The following is an 18,045-nucleotide window of genomic DNA, read 5'->3' as shown; positions in this document are numbered from 1 at the left end:
TGCCCGAGCAGGTGGAGATGTCGGTCGAGGCGGTGTTCCGGGAGGAGCGCGGGTTGCTGCTCGCCGCGCTCGTCCGCCGGTTCGGCGACCTCGACCTGGCCGAAGAGGTGACGTCGGAGGCGATCGAGGCCGCGCTGGTGCACTGGCCCGTCGACGGCGTGCCGCCGAAGCCGGGCGCGTGGCTGATGACGACGGCGCGGCGCAAGGCCGTCGACCGGCTGCGCCGCGACCAGGCCTACGCGGCCCGGCTCGCGGTGCTGCAGGTCGAGGCCGACCGCGCCGCGCCCGCCCCGTCGCCCGACGGCGAGCTGCCGGACGAGCGGCTCCAGCTGTTCTTCACCTGCGCCCACCCGGCGTTGCCGGCGGAGGACCGCACGGCGCTGACGCTGCGCTGCCTCGCCGGGCTGACGACGCCGGAGGTGGCGCGCGCGTTCCTGGTGCCCAGCGCGACGATGGGCAAGCGGATCGTGCGGGCGAAGAACCGGATCCGCACGGCCCGGATCCCGTTCCGGGTACCGGACGCCGCCGAGCTGCCCGGCCGGCTGCCGGGCGTGCTCCAGGTCGTCTACTCGATCTTCACCGAGGGGTACGCGGCCAGTTCGGGCCCGGACCTGCAGCGGCTCGACCTGGCCGAGGAGGCGATCCGGCTGGGCCGGATCCTGCGCCGGCTGCTGCCGGCCGAGCGCGAGGTCGCCGGCCTGCTCGCGCTGATGCTGCTGGTCCACGCGCGGCGTGACGCCCGGACCGGCGGCGACGGCGACGTCGTGCTGCTCGACGACCAGGACCGCGGCCGCTGGGACCACGCGCTGATCGAGGAGGGCGCCGCGCTGGTCGTCGTCGCGCTGACCGGCGGCCCGCCCGGGCTCTACGGCGTCCAGGCGGCGATCGCGGCACTGCACGACGAGGCGCCGGACGTGGCGGGCACGGACTGGCCGCAGATCGTCGCGCTCTACGACGTGCTGCGCGGGCTGGCGCCGTCCCCGGTGGTCGAGCTGAACCGCGCGGTGGCCGTGGCGATGCGCGACGGCCCGGCCGCGGGCCTGGCCCTCCTCGACGCCCTCGCCGAGGAACCCCGCCTCCGCGACTACAGCCCGTTCCCGGCGGCGCGGGCCGAGCTGCTCAGCCGTCTGGGCCGCCTGCCGGAAGCAGCGTCGGCCTACCGCGACGCCCTCGCCCTGGCGGGCACCGAACCCGAGCGCGCCCACCTGCGCCGCCGCCTCGCCGACTGCCAAAAGCCGTGAATGGCACATTGAGGGACTCAGAGTCCCTCAATGTGCCATTCACGGCTTTCAAGCCGCAGCAAGCCGGCCGAACTGTCGGTGACCCCCGGTAAGCTGGATACCGGGGGGCGGAGGCCTAAGCCGGGGTGCGCAGCGCGGTGACGGCCAGCGCGAACATCGTCGCCTTGATCGCGCCCAGGGTGCCGCGGTCCTTGCCCGCCAAGGCGGCGACGCGCTCCGAAGCCACCTTCACCACGTCGCCTTCGGGAGCAGTTTCGTCCACCAGGCCGAACGCGAGCGCGTCCGGGCCGCCGAACCGGCGGCCGGTGGTCATCGACGCGATCGCCGCGGCCGGGGTCAGCTTGCCCTGGATCAACGCCGCCATCCCCGGCGTGAACGGGATGTTGATGTCGGCCTCCGGGAAGCAGAAGTAGCCCCGGTCGGCGCGCATCACGCGGAAGTCGTGCGCCATGGCGAACATCGCGCCCGCGCCGAACGCGTGGCCGTTGACCGCGGCGACCGTCGGCACCGGCAGCGTCAGGATCCGGGCGAGCAGCTCCTGCACTTCGGCGACGTACTTCGCCGCTTGGTCGCCGTTCGCCATCAGCCAGTCGAGGTCGAGGCCGTTCGAATAGAACTTGCCGCTGCCGGTGGTCACCAGCGGACCGTCGACACCGTCCACAAAGGAGTGCACGCGCTGCAGCCAGTCCGGCGAGAAGCGGTTTTCGTCGTCACCCAGGTGCAGAACGGTCACGGTCGGTCCTTCTCTCGAGGGGGCACGGTCAGCACGGCCCGCACGGCGGCGGCGAGCCGCTCCCGCACCAGGGGATCGGTGATGTCACGGCGGAAGAACGCGGTCGGCAGGTCGACGACGCAGGTGGTGATCACCTCGACGGCCAGGCCGTCACCGCGGTCCCACACCAGCCGCGCGAGCCGGACCAGCAGCGCGATCAGCCGCTTGTCCAGCGCGTGCAGGGCGTCCGCCAGCTCGTCGGGCAGCTCCGGCCCGAACAGCCGGTCCGCCTTGACCCGCAGCAGCATCCGGGCCCCGTCGGGCCGCACGGAAACGAACACCGCGGGCGTGTCGGCCGCCGCGACGACCGCTTCCACCGGAGAGGAAGCCTGGTCCACGCGCGCGGTCTGGAGATCGAGGAACGCGGTCGCGGCGCGCAGCCAGACCCGGGCCAGCAACGCGCTGAGCGAGCCGAACGCGTGGTAGATCGTCCCGTTCGGCACGCCCGCGGCCGCGGCCAGGCCGCGCACGGTGACATCCGACGACGAAGCGACGAGCCGTTCGGCGACGTCGAGCAGCTCGTCGAGGTCGTGGACGCGGGGGCGGGGCATACCGCGACCGTAACAGAACGCGTGCTCCAAAACCATCGCGGTAGGCTGCGCCGGTGGAGATCTGGGTCAACCCGGCGTGCGCGAAGTGCCGGTCAGCGGTGTCGATGCTCGACGAAGCCGGCGCGGAGTACACCGTGCGCCGCTACCTCGACGACCCGCCGACCGCGAAGGAACTGAAGGCCGTCCTGAAGCGGCTCGGCCTGGAGCCGTGGGACATCACGCGCACCACCGAGCCGGTCGCGAAGGAACTCGGCCTCAAGACGTGGGGCCGCACCCCGGCCGACCGCGCGCGCTGGATCGAGGCCCTGGAGCAGCACCCGAAGCTGATCCAGCGCCCGATCATCACCGCGGACGACGGCACGACCGTCGTCGCCCGCACGCCCGAAGCGGTGCAGTCGGTCCTTTAGGGGATCGAGTCGGTCTTCGCCAGCAGCGGCACGTCCAGCGGCACCGTCTCCGGGTACTTGATCCCGGCGCCGGTGTTGAGCACGACGACGTCCTCATCACCTTCGAGCCAGCTGGACTCGCGAAGGTGCCGCAACGCGGCGAAGCACGCTCCGCCCTCAGGGCAGACGAAGGCGCCTTCGCGCTCGGAGAGTTCCCGTTGCGCCGCAAGCAGTTCCTCGTCGGTGACGGCCACCGCGGTGCCGCCGGTCGCGTAGACGGCGTCGAGCACGAGGAAGTCGCCCAGGGCCTTGGGCACGGTGATGCCGAAGGCGACGGTCCGGGCGTCCGGGAACGGCACGCTCTCCCGGTCACCGCGCGAGAACGCTTCGACGATCGGGGCACAGCCGGTGGCCTGGACGGCGACCAGCTTGGGCAGCGCGCCGGTGACCCAGCCCATTTCCCGCATTTCCAGCAGGGCCTTGTAGATCCCGATGATCCCGACGCCGCCGCCGGTCGGGTACAGGATCACGTCGGGCAGCCGCCAGCCGAACTGCTCGGCGATCTCGTAGCCCATCGTCTTCTTGCCCTCGATGCGGTACGGCTCCTTCAGCGTCGAGACCTCCTGCACGCCCGGACGCCGCTGGACCGCCGCGGCGACGAGCTTCCCCGCGTCGCCGATGAGCCCGTCCACCCGGTACAGCTCGGCACCGGCCGCGACGCACTCGCGCATGGTGATCGACGGCGCGTCGTCCGGCATCGCGATCAGGCTCGTCAGCCCGGCGCGGGCCGCGTACAACGCCCACGCCGCGCCCGCGTTGCCGTTCGTCGGCATGGCGATCCCGCGCACGCCCAGCTCGGCCGCCCGCGAGACGCCGACCGCGGCCCCCCGCGCCTTGAACGAGCCGGTCGGCACCAGGCCTTCGTCCTTCATCCACAGCCGGGACAGGCCCAGCTCACGGCCGTAGCGCGGCAGGCGCAGCAGCGGCGTCATGCCCTCACCGAGGCTCACGACGTGCTCGGCCGACCGCACCGGAAGCACCTCGTGGTAGCGCCACAGCGTCGGCTCGCGCCCGGAGATCTCCTTCGGCGTCACGGCTTCGCGGACGCGGTCGAGGTCGTAGCGCGCGAGCAGCGGCGCGCCGGCCGGGGACACGCCCTGGACGACGTCGGCGTCGAGGCGCTCGCCGGTCCGGGAGCATTCGAGGTGGCTGAGGAACGAGTACGGCACGGTGTCTCCGGAAGCGTCAGAAGCGGCGGGTGAACGGCTTCGGCGCGCGCATCCGGATCAGCAGCAGGAGCGGCACCAGGACGTAGGGCAGGTTGAACGCGAGGAACTTCACCGGGTTGCCGGTGCGCATGGCCGGGTCGCCGAAGAACTCGACGCCGAACACGACGACCCCGGTGAGCGTGACGATCATCGTCGCGTAGATCACGGCCGGCAGCTGGATCCAGTTCTTGCCGCTGAGCAGCGCGAACACGAGCACGACGTAGAACGGCATGTAGCCGAACGCCGAGAGCCCGGTGACGATCCGCATCCAGTCCGGCGGGTGCATGAACAGCGGATCCGCGTCGTGGGCGTACCACCAGTTCGAGTTGACGAAGAAGTTGCTGGACGGCCGGGAGAAGTCCACGCCCACGGTCGGCAGCAGGTCACTGATCAGCGAAGTGATCGTGAAGGCCGAGAACAGCACCGCGAAGAAGATGTCGATCTTCCGGTCCCGCAGCGGCAGGTTCATGTGATCGATCCTAGGTCTTATGGTGAGCGCATGGACGCGCTGCGGGTCTGCCTGTACGTCTTCGCCGGAGTGACGCTCGGCACGTGGTTGCTGTCGGTGCTGACCAGGGAGTACTCCTGGGTCGACCGGATCTGGTCGATCGTGCCGGTGGCCTACCTGGGGATCTTCGCCGGCGCCGCCGGGTTCGCCGACGCGCGGCTGGACGTGATGTTCGCGCTGGTCCTGGCGTGGGGCGTCCGGCTGACGTTCAACTTCGCCCGGAAGGGTGGTTACGCCCGCGGCGGCGAGGACTACCGCTGGGCGGTGCTGCGGGAGAAGCTCGCGCCCTGGCAGTTCCAGGTGTTCAACTTCTTCTTCATCTCGCTCTACCAGAACGCGATCCTGCTGCTGATCACGCTGCCCGCGATGACGGCCCTGGACCACCAGGGCGCGTTCGGCGCCTGGGACGTCGTCGTCGCGGTGATCTTCGCGGCGTTCCTGGCCGGGGAGACGGTCGCCGACCAGCAGCAGTGGACGTTCCACCGCGAGAAGCACGCGGGCCGGGCGTCGACGCGCTTCCGCCAGGACGGCCTGTTCCGCTACTCGCGGCACCCGAACTTCTTCTTCGAGCAGGCCCAGTGGTGGGTGATCGCGGCGTTCGGCGTGGTCGCGGCGGGTCTCACGTGGACGGTGCTGGGCGCGATCCTGCTGACGCTGCTGTTCGTGGGATCGACGAAGTTCACGGAGAGCATCACGCTGGGGCGCTACCCGGAGTACGCGGACTACCAGCGCCGCACGTCCGCAGTGGTGCCGTGGCCGCCCAAGCGCGAGCCGGTCCGCGGGTGACGACGTCCGTCGTCGCCGCGCTCCAGACCGGGGCCGTGGGCCTCGAGGGGCTGCTGGGCCGGGAGGACGAGATCCGCGCGTCGGGCGCGGCGCTGGTGGTGCTGCCGGAGGCCGTCCTCGGGGGCTATCCGCGTGGGGAGCCGTTCGCGGACTACTTCCGCGCGTCGGTGACCGTGCCCGGGCCGGAGACGAGGGAGCTGGCGGGACTGGCGGCGCGGACCGGCGCGAGCCTGGTCGTCGGCGTGATCGAGCGGGACGGCTCGACGCTGTACAGCACGGTCGTGTTCCTCGACCCGTCGCTCGGGCTGGTGGGCAAGCACCGCAAGCTGGTCCCGACCGCGCGCGAACGCCTGGTCTGGGGCCGTGGCGACGGCTCGACCCTCCCGGCGATCCCGACGGCGGCGGGCCTGGCGGGAGCGGCGATCTGCTGGGAGAACCACATGCCGCTGTTCCGCGCGGCGATGTACGCGAAGGGCGTGGAGCTGTGGTGCGCCCCGACGGCGGACGACCGGGACGTCTGGCAGGCGTCGATGCGCCACATCGCCGACGAGGGCCGGTGCTTCGTGATCTCCGCCTGCCTGTACGAGGCTTCGGGTGACGATCCGTTCCGCGGCGGAAGCGTGATCGTCGGCCCGACGGGCGACGTCCTGGCCGGTCCACTGTGGACCGGAGAAGGCTTGATCACGGCGGAAATCGACCTCGAAGATGTCGTGACGGCCCGCCACAACCTCGACGTCTCGGGCCACTACGCGCGGCCGGACGTCTTCGCGCTGTCGGTGGACGAGCGGCCGCGGGACGGCGTCACCTTCCTGCGGTGACGCCGTCCCGCGGAGGCTCACACCGCCACCCGGCCGCCGTCCACCGGGAGGATCGCGCCGTGGACGAAGCTCGAGCCCTCCGCCGCCAGGAAGGCGATCGCCGACGCGATCTCCTCCGGGGATGCCGCCCGGCCCGCCGGCGCCGCCGACGCCAGCTGGTCCAGGGCGTCGCCCATCGCGGCCGTGCCCTCGGTGCGGGTCGGGCCGGGGCTGACCGCGTTCACGCGGACCCCGGACGGGCCGAACTCCGCCGCCCACGCCTTCGTCAGCAGCTCCAGCGAAGCCTTCGACGCGCCGTAGAGCGCCATGCCCGCCAGGCCGATCTTCGCGACCATCGTGGACACGTTGACGATCGAGCCGTGCCCGCGCTCGGCCATCTCCGGGGCCAGCTCGGCCACCAGGAAGAACGCCGCCTTCACGTTGGTCGCGAAGACGCCGTCGAACTCCTCCTCCGTCGCGGATCCGGTGGGGCCGAAGGGAAAGACGCCGGCGTTGTTCACCAGCACGTCCACCTGCCCGCCCGCTTCCCGCGCCCGCGCCGCCAGGGCCCGCGCCGACGCGGCATCCGTCAGATCGGCCGCGACGAAGTCGGCCTCGCCGCCCGCCGCGCGGATGCGCTCGACGACCTCGGCGCCGCGCGTGGCGTCCCGGCCCGACAGCACGACGTGGGCGCCGAGCCCGGCCAGCGCGACCGCCGTCGCCCGGCCGATCCCGCTGGTTCCGCCGGTCACCAGCGCCGTGGTGCCGGACAGTTGTGCAGTCATGATCTCGTCTCCTGCTCTCGTTCGGGTGATTCCCCGGGTTCAAGCGGGAGCGGCCGCGCGGCCTTCCGGATCGGCGTTCGGCACTGCTTATGGCGGCTATCGGCCGGTTCGATGCCCCGCGTCTTCCAGGGCCGCCACGAACTTCCCGAGGTCGCGCCGGTGCGACGCGGCGGGCCAGACCGCCCAGGTGCGCCGGACGATCGGGTGCCCCGCCAGCGGCACCCACGTCACCGTCTCCGGCAGCGGGTACGGCCACTCCGGCGGCGCCAGCGCGAACGCGCCGCCGGTCGCGACCGCCGGCAGCTTCAGCTCGACGATCAGGGTCCGCTCCGCCGGGACGTCCGGGCCGAGGTCGAGGCCGTGGCTGCGCAGGATCGCGGTCAGCTCGTCGAACCACGCCGGGCTGCCCGACCGCGCGAAGCCGAACCAGTCCAGCCCGGCCAGTGCCTCCAGCCGGACCGGCTCGCCCAGCTTCTCCGCCAGGTCCGCGGCCAGCAACACGCCCAGGTTCTCCGAGACGACCGGCACCGCGTCGAGGTCCGGGCCGAACGGGCGCTCGCGCACCAGCCCGACGTCCAGCTCACCGGCCCGCAGCGCGGCCACCTGCGCCGCGGTCGACAGGTGCCGGGCCCGCACCCGCGTGTCCGGGCAGGCATCCGCCACCGCCGCGAGCGCCGTCGGCAGCAGCTCGGACGGCAGCTCCAGCGGGACGCCCACCCGCAGCACGCCGCCGCCGGCCGTGGTGTGGCGGGCGAGTGCGGCCAGGGCCTGGTCGTGCCGCGCCAGCACCGCGCGGGCCTCGGTCAGCAACGTCGTCCCGGCTTCGGTGGCCCGCACACCGGTGCTGGCCCGTACCAGCAGCTGCACCCCGAGCTGCCGCTCGAGCGCGGTGATCGTCTGGGACAGCGCGGGCTGGCTGACGTGCAGCTCGCGCGCCGCCTTCGACAGCGTGCCCGCCTCGGCGACGGCGACGAACGCCCGCATCTCGCGCAGCTCCATCAGGGCGTCCAGGTGATCGGCAGGGACTTCAGCCCGTTCTGGAAGTTCGACCGCAGCCGCACCGGCTCTCCGGCCGGCGAGACCTCGCCCAGCAGATCCAGCACCGCCGTGAACATCGCCCGCAGCTGCACCCGGGCCAGCTGCGCCCCGAGGCAGAAGTGCGGGCCGTGGCCGAAGGTCAGGTGGTCGTTGGGCGTCCGCGCGATGTCGAACGCGTCCGGATCGTCGAACGCCGCCGGATCACGGTTGGCCGACGAGAACCACACGACCACCTTGTCCCCGGCCCGGATGTCCACACCGGACAGACGGACGTCGGAAGTGGCCGTACGCCGGAAGTTCATCACCGGCGTCCACCAGCGGAGCATCTCCTCCACCGCGGACGGCAGCAGCGACCGGTCGGCCAGCAGCCGCCGGTACTGCACCGGGTGCGACAGCAGCGCGGACATCCCGCCCGGCAGGCCGTTGCGCAGGGTTTCGTTGCCCGCCACGGAAAACAGCCAGAACAGGTTCTCGAACTCGGCCAGCGAGACGCGGCCGCCGTCGTCGCCGACGTGCCGCATCAAGGTGCTCATGACGTCGTCGCCCGGGTGCTCGCGCTTGTACTCGCCGAGGGCGTTCGCGTATGCGTAGAGGTCCGGCATCCCGGCGCGCGTGCGCGGGTCCGGCATCACGCCGTCCGGGCCCGGTGCCGGCCGGACGGCCAGCGCGGCCCGCGCCAGGTCGGTCACCGCCGCCGGGTCGACCGTCGAGCTGACCGCGTATTCGGCGTCCTGGTAGCCGATCACGCGGTTGCTCCAGTCGTACATCAGCCGCCGGTCGCGCTCCGGCACGCCGAACACCGCGGCCAGCGTGCGCAGCGGCAGGTCGGCCGCGACCTTCGCGAAGTCGCATTCACCCTGGTCGGCGACGTCCGCGACGAGCTCCCGCGCCGACGTCTCGATCTGCTGGGTCAGCTTCGCGATCGCGCGCGGGGTGAACGCCCTGGTCAGCAGCCCGCGCAGCCGGCCGTGCTCCGGCGGGTCCATGTTGAGCATCATCCGGCGCACGTACGCGAGGTCGCGGCCGGTGGCCGGGTCGCGGATCTGCGTCCCGCCGAGCTGGGAGGAGAACCGGCCCGGGTCGCGCAGCACCGTGCGGACGTCGGCGTGGCTCAGCACGGCCCAGAAGTCGTCGACGCGCACCACCGGCGTCTCGCGCCGCAGCCGCGCCAGCTCGTCGTACGGGACGCCCCGCACGTAGCCGTCCGGATCGGTGATCCCCACGCGCCCGACCCTAGCCCGGCGCCACGACGTAGGGGAGGCTGCTGCGATGGACACGCTGAACATGCGCACCGGCGGCGAGGGCGAACCGGCCATCCTCTTCCTGCACGGGCTCGGCGCGACCGGCGCCGTGTGGGCCCACCTGACCGAAGCGGTCCCGCGGCGCGTGCTGGTGCCCGACCTGCCCGGCCACGGCCTCTCGGCGCCCCTGCCGCACTACAGCTTCGAGACGCTGGCGGCCGCCGTCGCGCGGGCGTTGCCCGGCACGGGCCCGCTGATCGTCGCCGGGCACTCGCTCGGCGGGGTGCTCGCGCTCGAGCTCGCGTCCGGGAAGTACGACGTCGAGGTCACCGGGGTGCTGGCGCTGGGCGTGAAGGTCGAGTGGAGCCAGGACGACCTGGGGCGGGCGGCGTCGTTCGCCGTGCGGCCGCCGCGGGTGTTCGAGACCCAGGCCGACGCCGACCAGGCGTACCTGAAGGTCTCCGGCCTGCTCGGGATCGCGCCCGCCGACCCGGCCGGGCTCCGCGAGACGGAGGGAGGTTGGCGTCTCGCGATGGACCCGGCCGCGTTCGGCGTGGGCGCTCCGGACATGGCTGCCCTGCTCGCCGCGGCGCGGTGCCCGGTCGTGCTGGCGGCGGGCGAGCACGACCCGATGAGCCGCCAGGAGCAGCTGCGCGCCCTGGACCCGGACTCGGTCACCCTCGCCGGCCTGGGGCACAACGCCCATGTCGAGGACCCAGCCGCCGTGCGCGCCCTGCTGGAGCGCCTCGGCGTCTGAAGGCCCGGGTGCAGCCGTCGTACCCCACGCGACGGCTGAACCGCGAACCCCTCGCCACCACCGGACCCGCACAGCCTAGAAAGCCTCGGTGGACGAACGGCTGTACTCGACCCCGGATGCGCAGTCACCCCCTGTCACCTGCGGAAACAGGGATCTTCGCCGTTCGGTGGTACAGCCTGACCGGCACGTTGGCGATGCTGGAGGGGTACGTTCGGCGCGAGGGGCACGCGGGGAAGGACGCTTGTGGACGATGGCCTGCCGTTCGCCGGATGGCTGCGCGACGAGCGGGTGCGCGCCGGGCTGACCCAGGCGGAGCTCGCCGAACGCGCCGGGTTGAGCCTGCGCGCGATCCGCAACGCCGAGCGCGGCAGCGTCCGGCGGCCCCGGCCGGAGACCGAGCGGCGGCTGCGGGAAGCGCTGGCCGAAGCGCCGCCGGAGCCGGTGCGGATCGACGTGCTCGGGCCGCTGGCCGTCCGCTTCGGTGACCGGCCCGTCGAGATCGGCGCGGAGAAGCAGCGCCTGCTGCTCGCGCTGCTGGCCCTGCAGCCGAACCGGACCGTGCGGCGCGAGGACCTCGTCGACGTCATCTGGGACGAGCCGCCGCCGTCGTGCCTGGAGCTGGTCCACACCTACGTCGCGCGGCTGCGGCGGGCGTTGCGCCCGGCCGGCCTGATCACCACCGACAAGGGCGGCTACCGGCTGTCCGTCGGTGAGGACGAGCTCGACCTCCTGCGCTTCGACGCGCTGGTGGAGCGGGCCGAGCGGAAGCCCGAGGCGGCCGAAGAGGCCTACCGTGACGCGCTGGCGCTGTGGCGCGGCCCGGCGCTCGCCGACGTCGAACGGCTCCGGCAGCACCCGGTCCGGCTGGCGCTCGCGATGCGGCGGGCGCAGGCCGTGCTGGCCTACGCCGGAGCCGCGGCGGCCCACCCCGAAGACGCGGCCGTGCAGCTGCGGGCGCTGACCGCGGAGGAGCCGCTGAACGAGTCGGCGCACGCCCGGCTGATGCTGGCGCTCGCCGCGTCCGGGCGGCAGGCCGCCGCGCTGGGCGTCTTCGACGAGGTCCGGCGGCGCCTCGCCGACGAGCTGGGCATCGAACCCGGCCCGGAGCTGCGCGAGGCGCAGCGCCAGGTGCTGGCGCAGGACTTCGGCGTCCCCGAGCAGCCCGCCTCGGTGCCGGCGCAGCTGCCCGCGGACGTCCACGGGTTCCGCGGGCGCACGGCCCAGCTCGGCGAGCTGGACGCGCTCCTGCGCCGCGGCGAGACCGACACCGGCGCGCGCATCGCCGTGCTGTCCGGGACGGCGGGCGTCGGCAAGACGGCGCTGGCCGTGCGCTGGGCGCAGCGGGCGCGGGCGGAGTTCCCCGACGGCCAGCTGTACGTCGACCTGCGGGGGTACGGCACGGTCCGGCCGGTGGAGCCGGGCGACGCGCTGTCCGGCTTCCTGCGCGCGCTCGGCGTCGACGGCGCGGACATCCCCGCCGAGCCCGACGAACGAGCCGCCAAGTTCCGCACGGTGCTCAACGGCCGGCGGATGGTGCTGCTGCTGGACAACGCCGGCTCGGTCGGGCAGGTCCGCCCGCTGCTGCCCGGCTCACCGTCCTGCCTGGTGCTCGTGACCAGCCGGGACGCGCTGCCCGGGCTGGTCGCCCGCGACGGCGCCCGCCGCGTGCTCGTCGACCTGCTGACCGACACCGAGGCCCGGGACCTGCTCCGGACCCTGGTCGGCCGGCGTGTCGACGACGAACGGGCGGCCACCTCGGCGCTGATCGGCTACTCGGCCCGGCTGCCGCTGGCGTTGCGGCTGGTCGCGGAGCTGGCGCTGAGCCGCCCGGGGGAGCGGCTGGCCGCGCTGGAAGCCGAGCTGGCCGACGAACGGCGGCGGCTGGACCTGCTCGACGGCGGTGGTGACCCGCTGACGGCGGTCCGCGCGGTGTTCTCGTGGTCCTACCGGCACCTGGCGGCCGACGCCGCGCGCGTGTTCCGGCTCTGCGGCCTGCACCCGGGCCGCGACCTGACGCCCGCCGCGATCGCCGCGCTCGCGGAGCTCCCGCTGCCGGAGGCCGAGCGGCTGACCGGCACGCTCGTGCGGGCCCACCTCGCCGAGGAGACCGGCCACGACCGCGTCCAGCTGCACGACCTGCTGCGCGTCTACGCCGCCGAGCTGGCGGCCGAGGAGCCGGGGGAGAGCCACGACGCCGAGGAGCGGCTGTTCGACTTCTACGTCCGGTCGGCCGCGCAGGCCATGGACGTCGTCCTGCCGCTGGAACGCCACCTGCGCCCGCAGGTGCCGGACCCGGACGTCAAGGTGCTCGACGCGCCGGCGTGGCTGGAGGCCGAGCGCCGCAACCTGCTGGCCGTCGCGGCGCACGCGACCCGGCACGGCCGCCCGGAGCACCTGCGGCTGCTGTCCGGGATCCTGTGGCACTACCTCGACGTCGGCGGGTACCACGAGGAGTCACTCGTGCTGCACACGCACGCGTCCGTGCTGGCCCAGGACGCCGGCGACCGGGCGGCCGAAGCCGACCCGCTGACGCTGATCGCGCTGGGCCACTGGCGGGTCGGCCGCTCCCGGGAAGCCGTGCGGTACCTGGAAGAAGCGCTCGTCATCGTCCGCGAGTCCGGCAACCGGGTGACGGAGATCCACGTGCTCAACACCCTCGGCCTGGCCTGCCGCGCGCTGGGCCGGTTCGCCGAGGGCATCGGCTACTCGACGGAAGCCCTGGCCCTGGCCCGGAAATCGGGCGATCAGACCAGTGAAGGCCTGGTGCTGGTGGTGCTCGGCTGCAGCTGCCGCGGCATCGGCCGCTACGGCGAAGCGATCGGCTACCTGAGCGAAGCCCTCGACCTCGCGCGGGAGATCGCCGACCGCACCAGCGAGGGCTACGCGCTTGTGAACATCGGCGACGCGCTGTCGGCGCTGGGGCGCTACGACGAGGCCGTCGGCTCGATTTCGGCGGGGCTGGAGCACTTCCGTGCGATGGGCGTGCGCGTCAGCGAGGGGTACGCGCTGGGCATCCTCGGCGACATCGAGCACGCGCGCGGCCGGTACGCCGAAGCCGAGGCGCACCTGGAGCGGGCGCTGGAACTCGCGCAGGAGACCGGAAGCCCGACCAACCGCAGCGTCGCGCTCAAGCACCTGGGTGACGTCAGGCTCGGGCAAGGCCGGCACGACGAAGCGGCCCAGCACCTCGAAGAGGCACTGGGCATCGCCCGTGAATGCGGGGACCTCGGCGTGCAGTCCCGCGTGCTGAACAGTCTCGGCTTCGCCGCCGCCGCGCGTGGCCGCGACGACCAGGCGTTGACGTACCACCGCGAAGCCCTTGCGGCGGCGAAGGAAACGGGCTGCCTGCCGGAGCAGGGCCGGGCCCACCTCGGGCTCGGCGAAGTCCACTGTGGACTCGGCGACCCGGACGCAGCGCGCGAACACTGGGAACGCGCTTCGGTTTGCTACTCAGCGGAACCCGTGCCCGGCGCGGACGTCGTTCAGGAGCGGCTGCGCGCTGTCGAGTAGAAGTGACGCTCTTCGGCGACCAGGTCACCTTCGAGGCGCTGGGCGTCGCGGTCGTAGACGTCCATGCTGCCGGCCAGCCGGTTCCGCGGGTACGGGCGGCGGCGGTAAGCGTGATCCAGTGCCCAGACGAGAAGTCCGGCGGCGACGAGAACGGCGATGATCATGACGCTCCTCCCGGAGTGCGGTGTGCTGTTGCCTTGTAGAACGCGTAATGGAACGTCCCGTATTCCCTTGTGGTGCGGTAAAGATCGGCTACGCCGCGGTTCCACTCGGATGCCGTGGTGAGCCCCCGCGCGATGGCGTTCTCCTCGACGCCTTCGACCATCGCGATGAACGTGTCCCGGGTGAACCCGGCGACCAGGTCGGGCCGGGACGCGTCGACGTAGACGGTCCGGGGTTCGACGGCGACGTCGTCGAACCCGGCGCCGGCGAGCAGGGGGTAGAGGCGGCGGCCGAGGAGCGCGTCACCGCCGGCGTCGGCCTGCAGCCGGACGAGGCAGTCGATGGCGGCTTGGGCGTGGTCGCTGCGGGGGTGGAAGAACGCCGAGCCGTGGTCGCCTTCGATCACCGTGATGGTGCCGCCCGGGCGCAGCAGGGTTTTCAGGTGCGCCAACGCTTTCCCGGGTTCGGGAAGGTGTTCGAGCACGAAGCAGACGAAGATGTGGTCGAAGGTCTCGTCGAGGTCGAACAGGTCGGCCCGCCGCCAGTCGACGGCGTCGCCGACCTTCGCTTCCGCTTGCGCCAACGACGCTGCCGAGACGTCGATCGCGGTCAGGTGCGCGCCCGGGCTGCGGGCGACGAGGTGACCGGTCTGGGCGCCGACGCCGCAGCCGACCTCCAGGACGCGGCTGCCCGCGGGGTAGGCCGTCCCGGCGTGCAGCAGCTCGGCCAGGGTGTCGGCCTGGTCGCCGAGGCGGCGGGCCTCGGGTTCGGCGTATCCGTGCACGTAACTGGTGTCCATGAAGCCAGCGTGCTGCGACAATGGCCCGATGGACAGGGCCAAACCGGACCCGGCGGAAGGGACCATAACCGCCGGCTCCGACTTCCTGCAGCTCGACGTCCGGGCCGCGCCGCCGGGCGGGCTCGCGGACTGGCTCGCCGGGCAGCTGCGCGCCGCGGTCGCCGACGGCCGGCTCCCGGTCGGCGGGCGCCTGCCCGCGTCCCGGGTGCTGGCGGCCGAGCTGCGCGTGTCGCGGGGCGTGGTCACCGAGGCCTACCAGCGGCTCATCGACGACGGCCACGCGGCGGGCCGCGGCCGGGCTGGCACGGTCGTGGTGGCGGCGCCGGTCCTCGCACCCCCGCCGGTGCGGCGGCCGGTGCCCGCGAAGGTCATCACGGCGTTGCCCGGCGCCGACGTCTTCGACGAGGTCCGCGCGACCCCGGCCCGGATCGACCTCACGCCGGGCGTGCCGGACCTGACGGCCTTCCCGCGCGCGGCGTGGCTGCGGGCGGAGCGCGCGGTACTGGACGAGCTCGAGCCGGCCCACTTCGGCTACGGCGACCCGCGCGGGGCGCCGGCGATGCGGCTGGCGGTGTCGCGCTGGCTGGCGCGCAGCCGCGGGATCCGCGCGGACCCGGGCGAGATCATCGTGGTGTCGGGGGTGGCGCAGGGGCTGACGCTGCTCGGCGAGGTGCTGCGGCAGCGGGGCGTCGACGAGATCGCCGTCGAGGACCCCGGCTCGCTCGGCGCGCGGCAGCACCTGCACCACAACGGCCTGGCGACCCCGCCGATCACGGTCGACGACGACGGCCTGCGCGTCGACGAGCTGCGGGCGAGCGGCGCGCGGGCGGTGCTGCTGACGCCGGCCCACCAGTTCCCGACGGGCGTGGTCCTGGGCGGCGAGCGCCGTCGCGACCTGATGCGCTGGGCGGGCGAGGGCGGCCTGGTCGTCGAGGACGACTACGACGCCGAGCACCGCTACGACCGCGCGCCGGTGCCCGCGGTCCGGTCGATGCTGCCGGAGGTCTGCTACACGGGCAGCGTCTCGAAGCTGCTGGCCCCGGCCCTGCGCGTCGGCTGGCTGCTTCCGCCGCCGGGGTTGCGCGAAGACCTCGTCGCGGCCAAGCGGTTCGCCGACCTGGGCAACGCGGTGCTGGCGCAGCTGGTGCTGGCCCGGCTGATGGAGACGGGCGAGCTGGAGCGTCAGCTGCGTTCGGTGCGGGCCCGCCACCGCCGTCGCCGCGACGCGATGATCCGCGCGGTGACGGCGTCGCTCCCGGCCGCGCGCGTCCACGGCGCGGCGGCGGGCCTGCACCTGACGATCACGTTCGGGGCGGGCTTCGACGACGTCGCGCTGGCGGCGGCCGCGCTGGCGGAGGGGGTGAAGGTCCAGCCGCTGTCGTGGCACCGGCAGCGGCCGGGGCGGCCGGGCCTGGTCATGGGCTACGCGGCCCGGACGGCGGGGGAGATCGCCGACGGCGTGGGCGTGCTGGGGCGGCTTCTCCGTTAGCGCGGGGTTACGGCGGCGTCACTTCGCGGCGTCACCTTAAAGAGTCCACAAAGGATATTCAGGTCGATGTGATCATGCTCTCGCAGGCGATTCCCCGTGATGGTTGCCATACGCAAGCAAGTTGCTTAGCCTAGCTAAGGGACTTGCGAGTGGAAGGTTTACACACAGTGGCGAAAAGCCGGACGTATTCGATCGAGGAACTGGGGCCTCGGTACAAGTGGATCGCGCTGTCCAACACGACGCTGGGCATGCTGATCGCCACGATCAACTCGTCGATCGTGCTCATCGCGCTGCCCGACATCTTCAAGGGCATCGGGATCAACCCCCTGGAACCCGCCAACACCAGCTACCTGCTGTGGATGATCATGGGCTTCCTCGTGGTCACCGCCGTGCTGGTGGTGAGCTTCGGGCGGCTCGGCGACATGTACGGCCGCGCCCGGATGTACAACCTGGGCTTCGCCGTCTTCACGGTTTCTTCCGTCATGCTGGCCATCACCTGGTTCGACGGTGACGCGGCCGCGCTGTGGCTGATCGGCTGGCGGATCGTGCAGGGCGTCGGCGGCGCCTTCCTGATGGCGAACTCCTCGGCGATCCTCACCGACGCCTTCCCGGCCAACCAGCGCGGCCTCGCGCTCGGCATGAACGGCGTCGCGGCCATCGCGGGCTCGTTCCTCGGCCTGGTCGTCGGCGGCGTGCTCGCGCCGATCGACTGGAACCTGATCTTCCTGGTCTCGGTGCCCTTCGGTGTGATCGGCACGATCTGGGCGTACCTCAAGCTGCACGACACCGGCGTCCGCAAGCACGCGCGGATGGACTGGTGGGGCAACATCACCTTCGCCGTCGGCCTGATCTCGGTGCTGGTCGGCATCACCTACGGCATCCAGCCCTACGGCACCTCGGCGACCGGCTGGGGCAGCCCGATGGTGCTCTCGTGCCTGATCGGCGGCGTCGCGGTGCTGATCGGCTTCGTGGTCATCGAGACCAAGGTCGACAACCCGCTGTTCCGCCTGTCGCTGTTCAAGATCCGGTCGTTCACCTGGGGCAACATCGCGAACCTGACGGCGTCGCTCGGCCGTGGTGGCCTCCAGTTCATCCTGATCATCTGGCTGCAGGGCATCTGGCTCCCGCAGCACGGCTACACGTTCGAGCAGACGCCGTTGTGGGCGGGCATCTACATGCTGCCGATGACGGTCGGGTTCCTGCTGGCCGCGCCGACGTCGGGCATCCTCGCCGACCGGATCGGCAGCCGCATGCTGGCCTCCACCGGCCTGGCGATCACGGCGCTGACGTTCCTGCTGCTGATCATCCTGCCGGTGAACTTCGACTACTGGGCGTTCGCCGCGATCCTGCTGATCAACGGCATCGGCATGGGCATGTTCTCCTCGCCCAACCGCGCCGAGGTGATGAACAGCCTCCCGGCCGACTCCCGCGGTTCGGGAGCCGGGATGATGACGACGTTCCAGAACGCGGCGATGGTCCTGTCGATCGGCTTCTTCTTCAGCCTGATCATCTCGGGCTTGTCGAGCAGCCTCCCGTCGACGATGCACGACGGCCTGATCGCCCACGGCGTCCCCGAGGCGGCGGCCACGCAGGTCGCGCACCTGCCGGCGGTGGCGGTGCTGTTCGCGGCATTCCTGGGCTACAACCCGATCCAGCAGCTCCTGGGCGGCCAGCTCTCGTCGTTGCCGCCGGACCAGGCCCAGTTCCTCACGGGCCGCAGCTTCTTCCCCAACCTGATCTCGGGCCCGTTCCAGTCGGGCCTGGCGGTGGCCTTCGGTTTCGCCATCGTGGTCTGCCTGATCGGCGCGGTGGCATCGTTGCTGACGAAGGACGCGAAGAAGCCGAAGAGCCAGTCGGTGGGCGAGGAACTGGCCGCGGTGGCCGGCGAGTCGGGCACCGGCCCGAGCGAACTGGTGGCGCCGGCCGGCGAGCGCTGAGCCACACCCGAAGGGCCG

General features: G+C 72.7%; 17 protein-coding genes. 8 read left to right on the top strand and 9 right to left on the bottom strand.

Features of this window, described 5'->3' with window-relative positions:
- Positions 1-17 precede the first annotated feature (17 nt).
- Entirely contained in the window at positions 18-1,241 is a 1,224-nt protein-coding gene (locus ACLJQZ_RS30515) for an RNA polymerase sigma factor (RefSeq protein WP_410623355.1), read from the top strand.
- A gap of 115 nt (positions 1,242-1,356) precedes the next feature.
- Here ACLJQZ_RS30515 and ACLJQZ_RS30510 read toward each other — a convergent pair whose 3' ends face one another.
- The gene (locus tag ACLJQZ_RS30510; protein WP_410623297.1) at positions 1,357-1,974 is read right to left on the bottom strand and encodes an enoyl-CoA hydratase/isomerase family protein; all 618 of its coding nucleotides are present in this window, start codon (positions 1,972-1,974) and stop codon (positions 1,357-1,359) included.
- The gene (locus tag ACLJQZ_RS30505) at positions 1,971-2,564 is read right to left on the bottom strand and encodes a TetR/AcrR family transcriptional regulator (protein ID WP_410623296.1); all 594 of its coding nucleotides are present in this window, start codon (positions 2,562-2,564) and stop codon (positions 1,971-1,973) included. The genes ACLJQZ_RS30510 and ACLJQZ_RS30505 overlap by 4 nt, the downstream gene beginning before the upstream one ends.
- Positions 2,565-2,617: 53 nt before the next feature.
- Here ACLJQZ_RS30505 and ACLJQZ_RS30500 point away from each other — a divergent pair, with 53 nt between their 5' ends.
- Entirely contained in the window at positions 2,618-2,971 is a 354-nt protein-coding gene (locus tag ACLJQZ_RS30500) for an arsenate reductase family protein (protein ID WP_410623295.1), read from the top strand.
- Here ACLJQZ_RS30500 and ACLJQZ_RS30495 read toward each other — a convergent pair.
- Both ACLJQZ_RS30495 and ACLJQZ_RS30490 read right to left on the bottom strand, forming a co-directional pair.
- Positions 2,968-4,179, bottom strand: coding sequence for a threonine synthase (locus ACLJQZ_RS30495; protein WP_410623294.1), 1,212 nt, complete (start codon positions 4,177-4,179; stop codon positions 2,968-2,970). The two genes, ACLJQZ_RS30500 and ACLJQZ_RS30495, sit on opposite strands and share 4 nt — an antisense overlap.
- A 16-nt stretch (positions 4,180-4,195) precedes the next feature.
- Complete coding sequence (locus tag ACLJQZ_RS30490; protein ID WP_410623293.1) at positions 4,196-4,687, bottom strand: EXPERA domain-containing protein; 492 nt, start codon at positions 4,685-4,687, stop codon at positions 4,196-4,198.
- Positions 4,688-4,717: 30 nt separating this feature from the next.
- On the opposite strand from ACLJQZ_RS30490, the gene ACLJQZ_RS30485 reads away from it, so the two are divergent.
- Together ACLJQZ_RS30485 and ACLJQZ_RS30480 are read left to right on the top strand one after the other, a co-directional pair.
- The gene (locus ACLJQZ_RS30485; protein WP_410623292.1) at positions 4,718-5,512 is read left to right on the top strand and encodes a DUF1295 domain-containing protein; all 795 of its coding nucleotides are present in this window, start codon (positions 4,718-4,720) and stop codon (positions 5,510-5,512) included.
- On the top strand, positions 5,509-6,330 hold the full coding sequence (locus ACLJQZ_RS30480) for a carbon-nitrogen hydrolase family protein (protein WP_410623291.1): 822 nt from the start codon (positions 5,509-5,511) through the stop codon (positions 6,328-6,330). The genes ACLJQZ_RS30485 and ACLJQZ_RS30480 overlap by 4 nt, the downstream gene beginning before the upstream one ends.
- 17 nt (positions 6,331-6,347) lie before the next feature.
- Here the strand turns inward: ACLJQZ_RS30480 and ACLJQZ_RS30475 are convergent, their stop codons facing one another.
- From ACLJQZ_RS30475 to ACLJQZ_RS30465, 3 genes are all read right to left on the bottom strand, one after another.
- Positions 6,348-7,094, bottom strand: a complete 747-nt coding sequence (locus tag ACLJQZ_RS30475; protein WP_410623290.1) for an SDR family NAD(P)-dependent oxidoreductase — start codon at positions 7,092-7,094, stop codon at positions 6,348-6,350.
- Between the two features lie 96 nt (positions 7,095-7,190).
- On the bottom strand, positions 7,191-8,093 hold the full coding sequence (locus ACLJQZ_RS30470; RefSeq protein ID WP_410623289.1) for a LysR family transcriptional regulator: 903 nt from the start codon (positions 8,091-8,093) through the stop codon (positions 7,191-7,193).
- The gene (locus ACLJQZ_RS30465; protein ID WP_410623288.1) at positions 8,093-9,355 is read right to left on the bottom strand and encodes a cytochrome P450; all 1,263 of its coding nucleotides are present in this window, start codon (positions 9,353-9,355) and stop codon (positions 8,093-8,095) included. The genes ACLJQZ_RS30470 and ACLJQZ_RS30465 overlap by 1 nt, the downstream gene beginning before the upstream one ends.
- 46 nt (positions 9,356-9,401) lie before the next feature.
- On the opposite strand from ACLJQZ_RS30465, the gene ACLJQZ_RS30460 reads away from it, so the two are divergent.
- Both ACLJQZ_RS30460 and ACLJQZ_RS30455 read left to right on the top strand, forming a co-directional pair.
- Positions 9,402-10,130, top strand: a complete 729-nt coding sequence (locus ACLJQZ_RS30460) for an alpha/beta fold hydrolase (RefSeq protein ID WP_410623287.1) — start codon at positions 9,402-9,404, stop codon at positions 10,128-10,130.
- A gap of 243 nt (positions 10,131-10,373) precedes the next feature.
- Positions 10,374-13,640 carry a tetratricopeptide repeat protein gene (locus ACLJQZ_RS30455; protein WP_410623286.1) on the top strand — a complete coding sequence of 1,089 codons (3,267 nt, stop codon included), beginning with the start codon at positions 10,374-10,376 and terminating at the stop codon, positions 13,638-13,640.
- On the opposite strand, the gene ACLJQZ_RS30450 is transcribed toward ACLJQZ_RS30455, so the two are convergent.
- On the bottom strand, positions 13,613-13,804 hold the full coding sequence (locus ACLJQZ_RS30450) for a hypothetical protein (protein WP_326947216.1): 192 nt from the start codon (positions 13,802-13,804) through the stop codon (positions 13,613-13,615). The two genes, ACLJQZ_RS30455 and ACLJQZ_RS30450, sit on opposite strands and share 28 nt — an antisense overlap.
- Positions 13,801-14,601, bottom strand: coding sequence for a methyltransferase (locus ACLJQZ_RS30445; protein WP_410623285.1), 801 nt, complete (start codon positions 14,599-14,601; stop codon positions 13,801-13,803). The genes ACLJQZ_RS30450 and ACLJQZ_RS30445 overlap by 4 nt, the downstream gene beginning before the upstream one ends.
- 28 nt (positions 14,602-14,629) lie before the next feature.
- Here ACLJQZ_RS30445 and ACLJQZ_RS30440 point away from each other — a divergent pair, with 28 nt between their 5' ends.
- Positions 14,630-16,090: a PLP-dependent aminotransferase family protein gene (locus tag ACLJQZ_RS30440; protein ID WP_410623284.1), complete on the top strand. Its 1,461-nt coding sequence runs from the start codon at positions 14,630-14,632 to the stop codon at positions 16,088-16,090.
- A 167-nt stretch (positions 16,091-16,257) separates the two neighbouring features.
- Positions 16,258-18,027: an MFS transporter gene (locus ACLJQZ_RS30435; protein ID WP_410623283.1), complete on the top strand. Its 1,770-nt coding sequence runs from the start codon at positions 16,258-16,260 to the stop codon at positions 18,025-18,027.
- The last annotated feature ends 18 nt before the right edge of the window (positions 18,028-18,045 follow it).

The sequence above is a fragment of the Amycolatopsis sp. cmx-8-4 genome (genome assembly GCF_046548675.1).
GTDB lineage: Bacteria > Actinomycetota > Actinomycetes > Mycobacteriales > Pseudonocardiaceae > Amycolatopsis.
The sequence above is the reverse complement of the archived record's forward strand: the minus strand, read 5'-3'. Positions and strand labels throughout refer to the sequence as shown.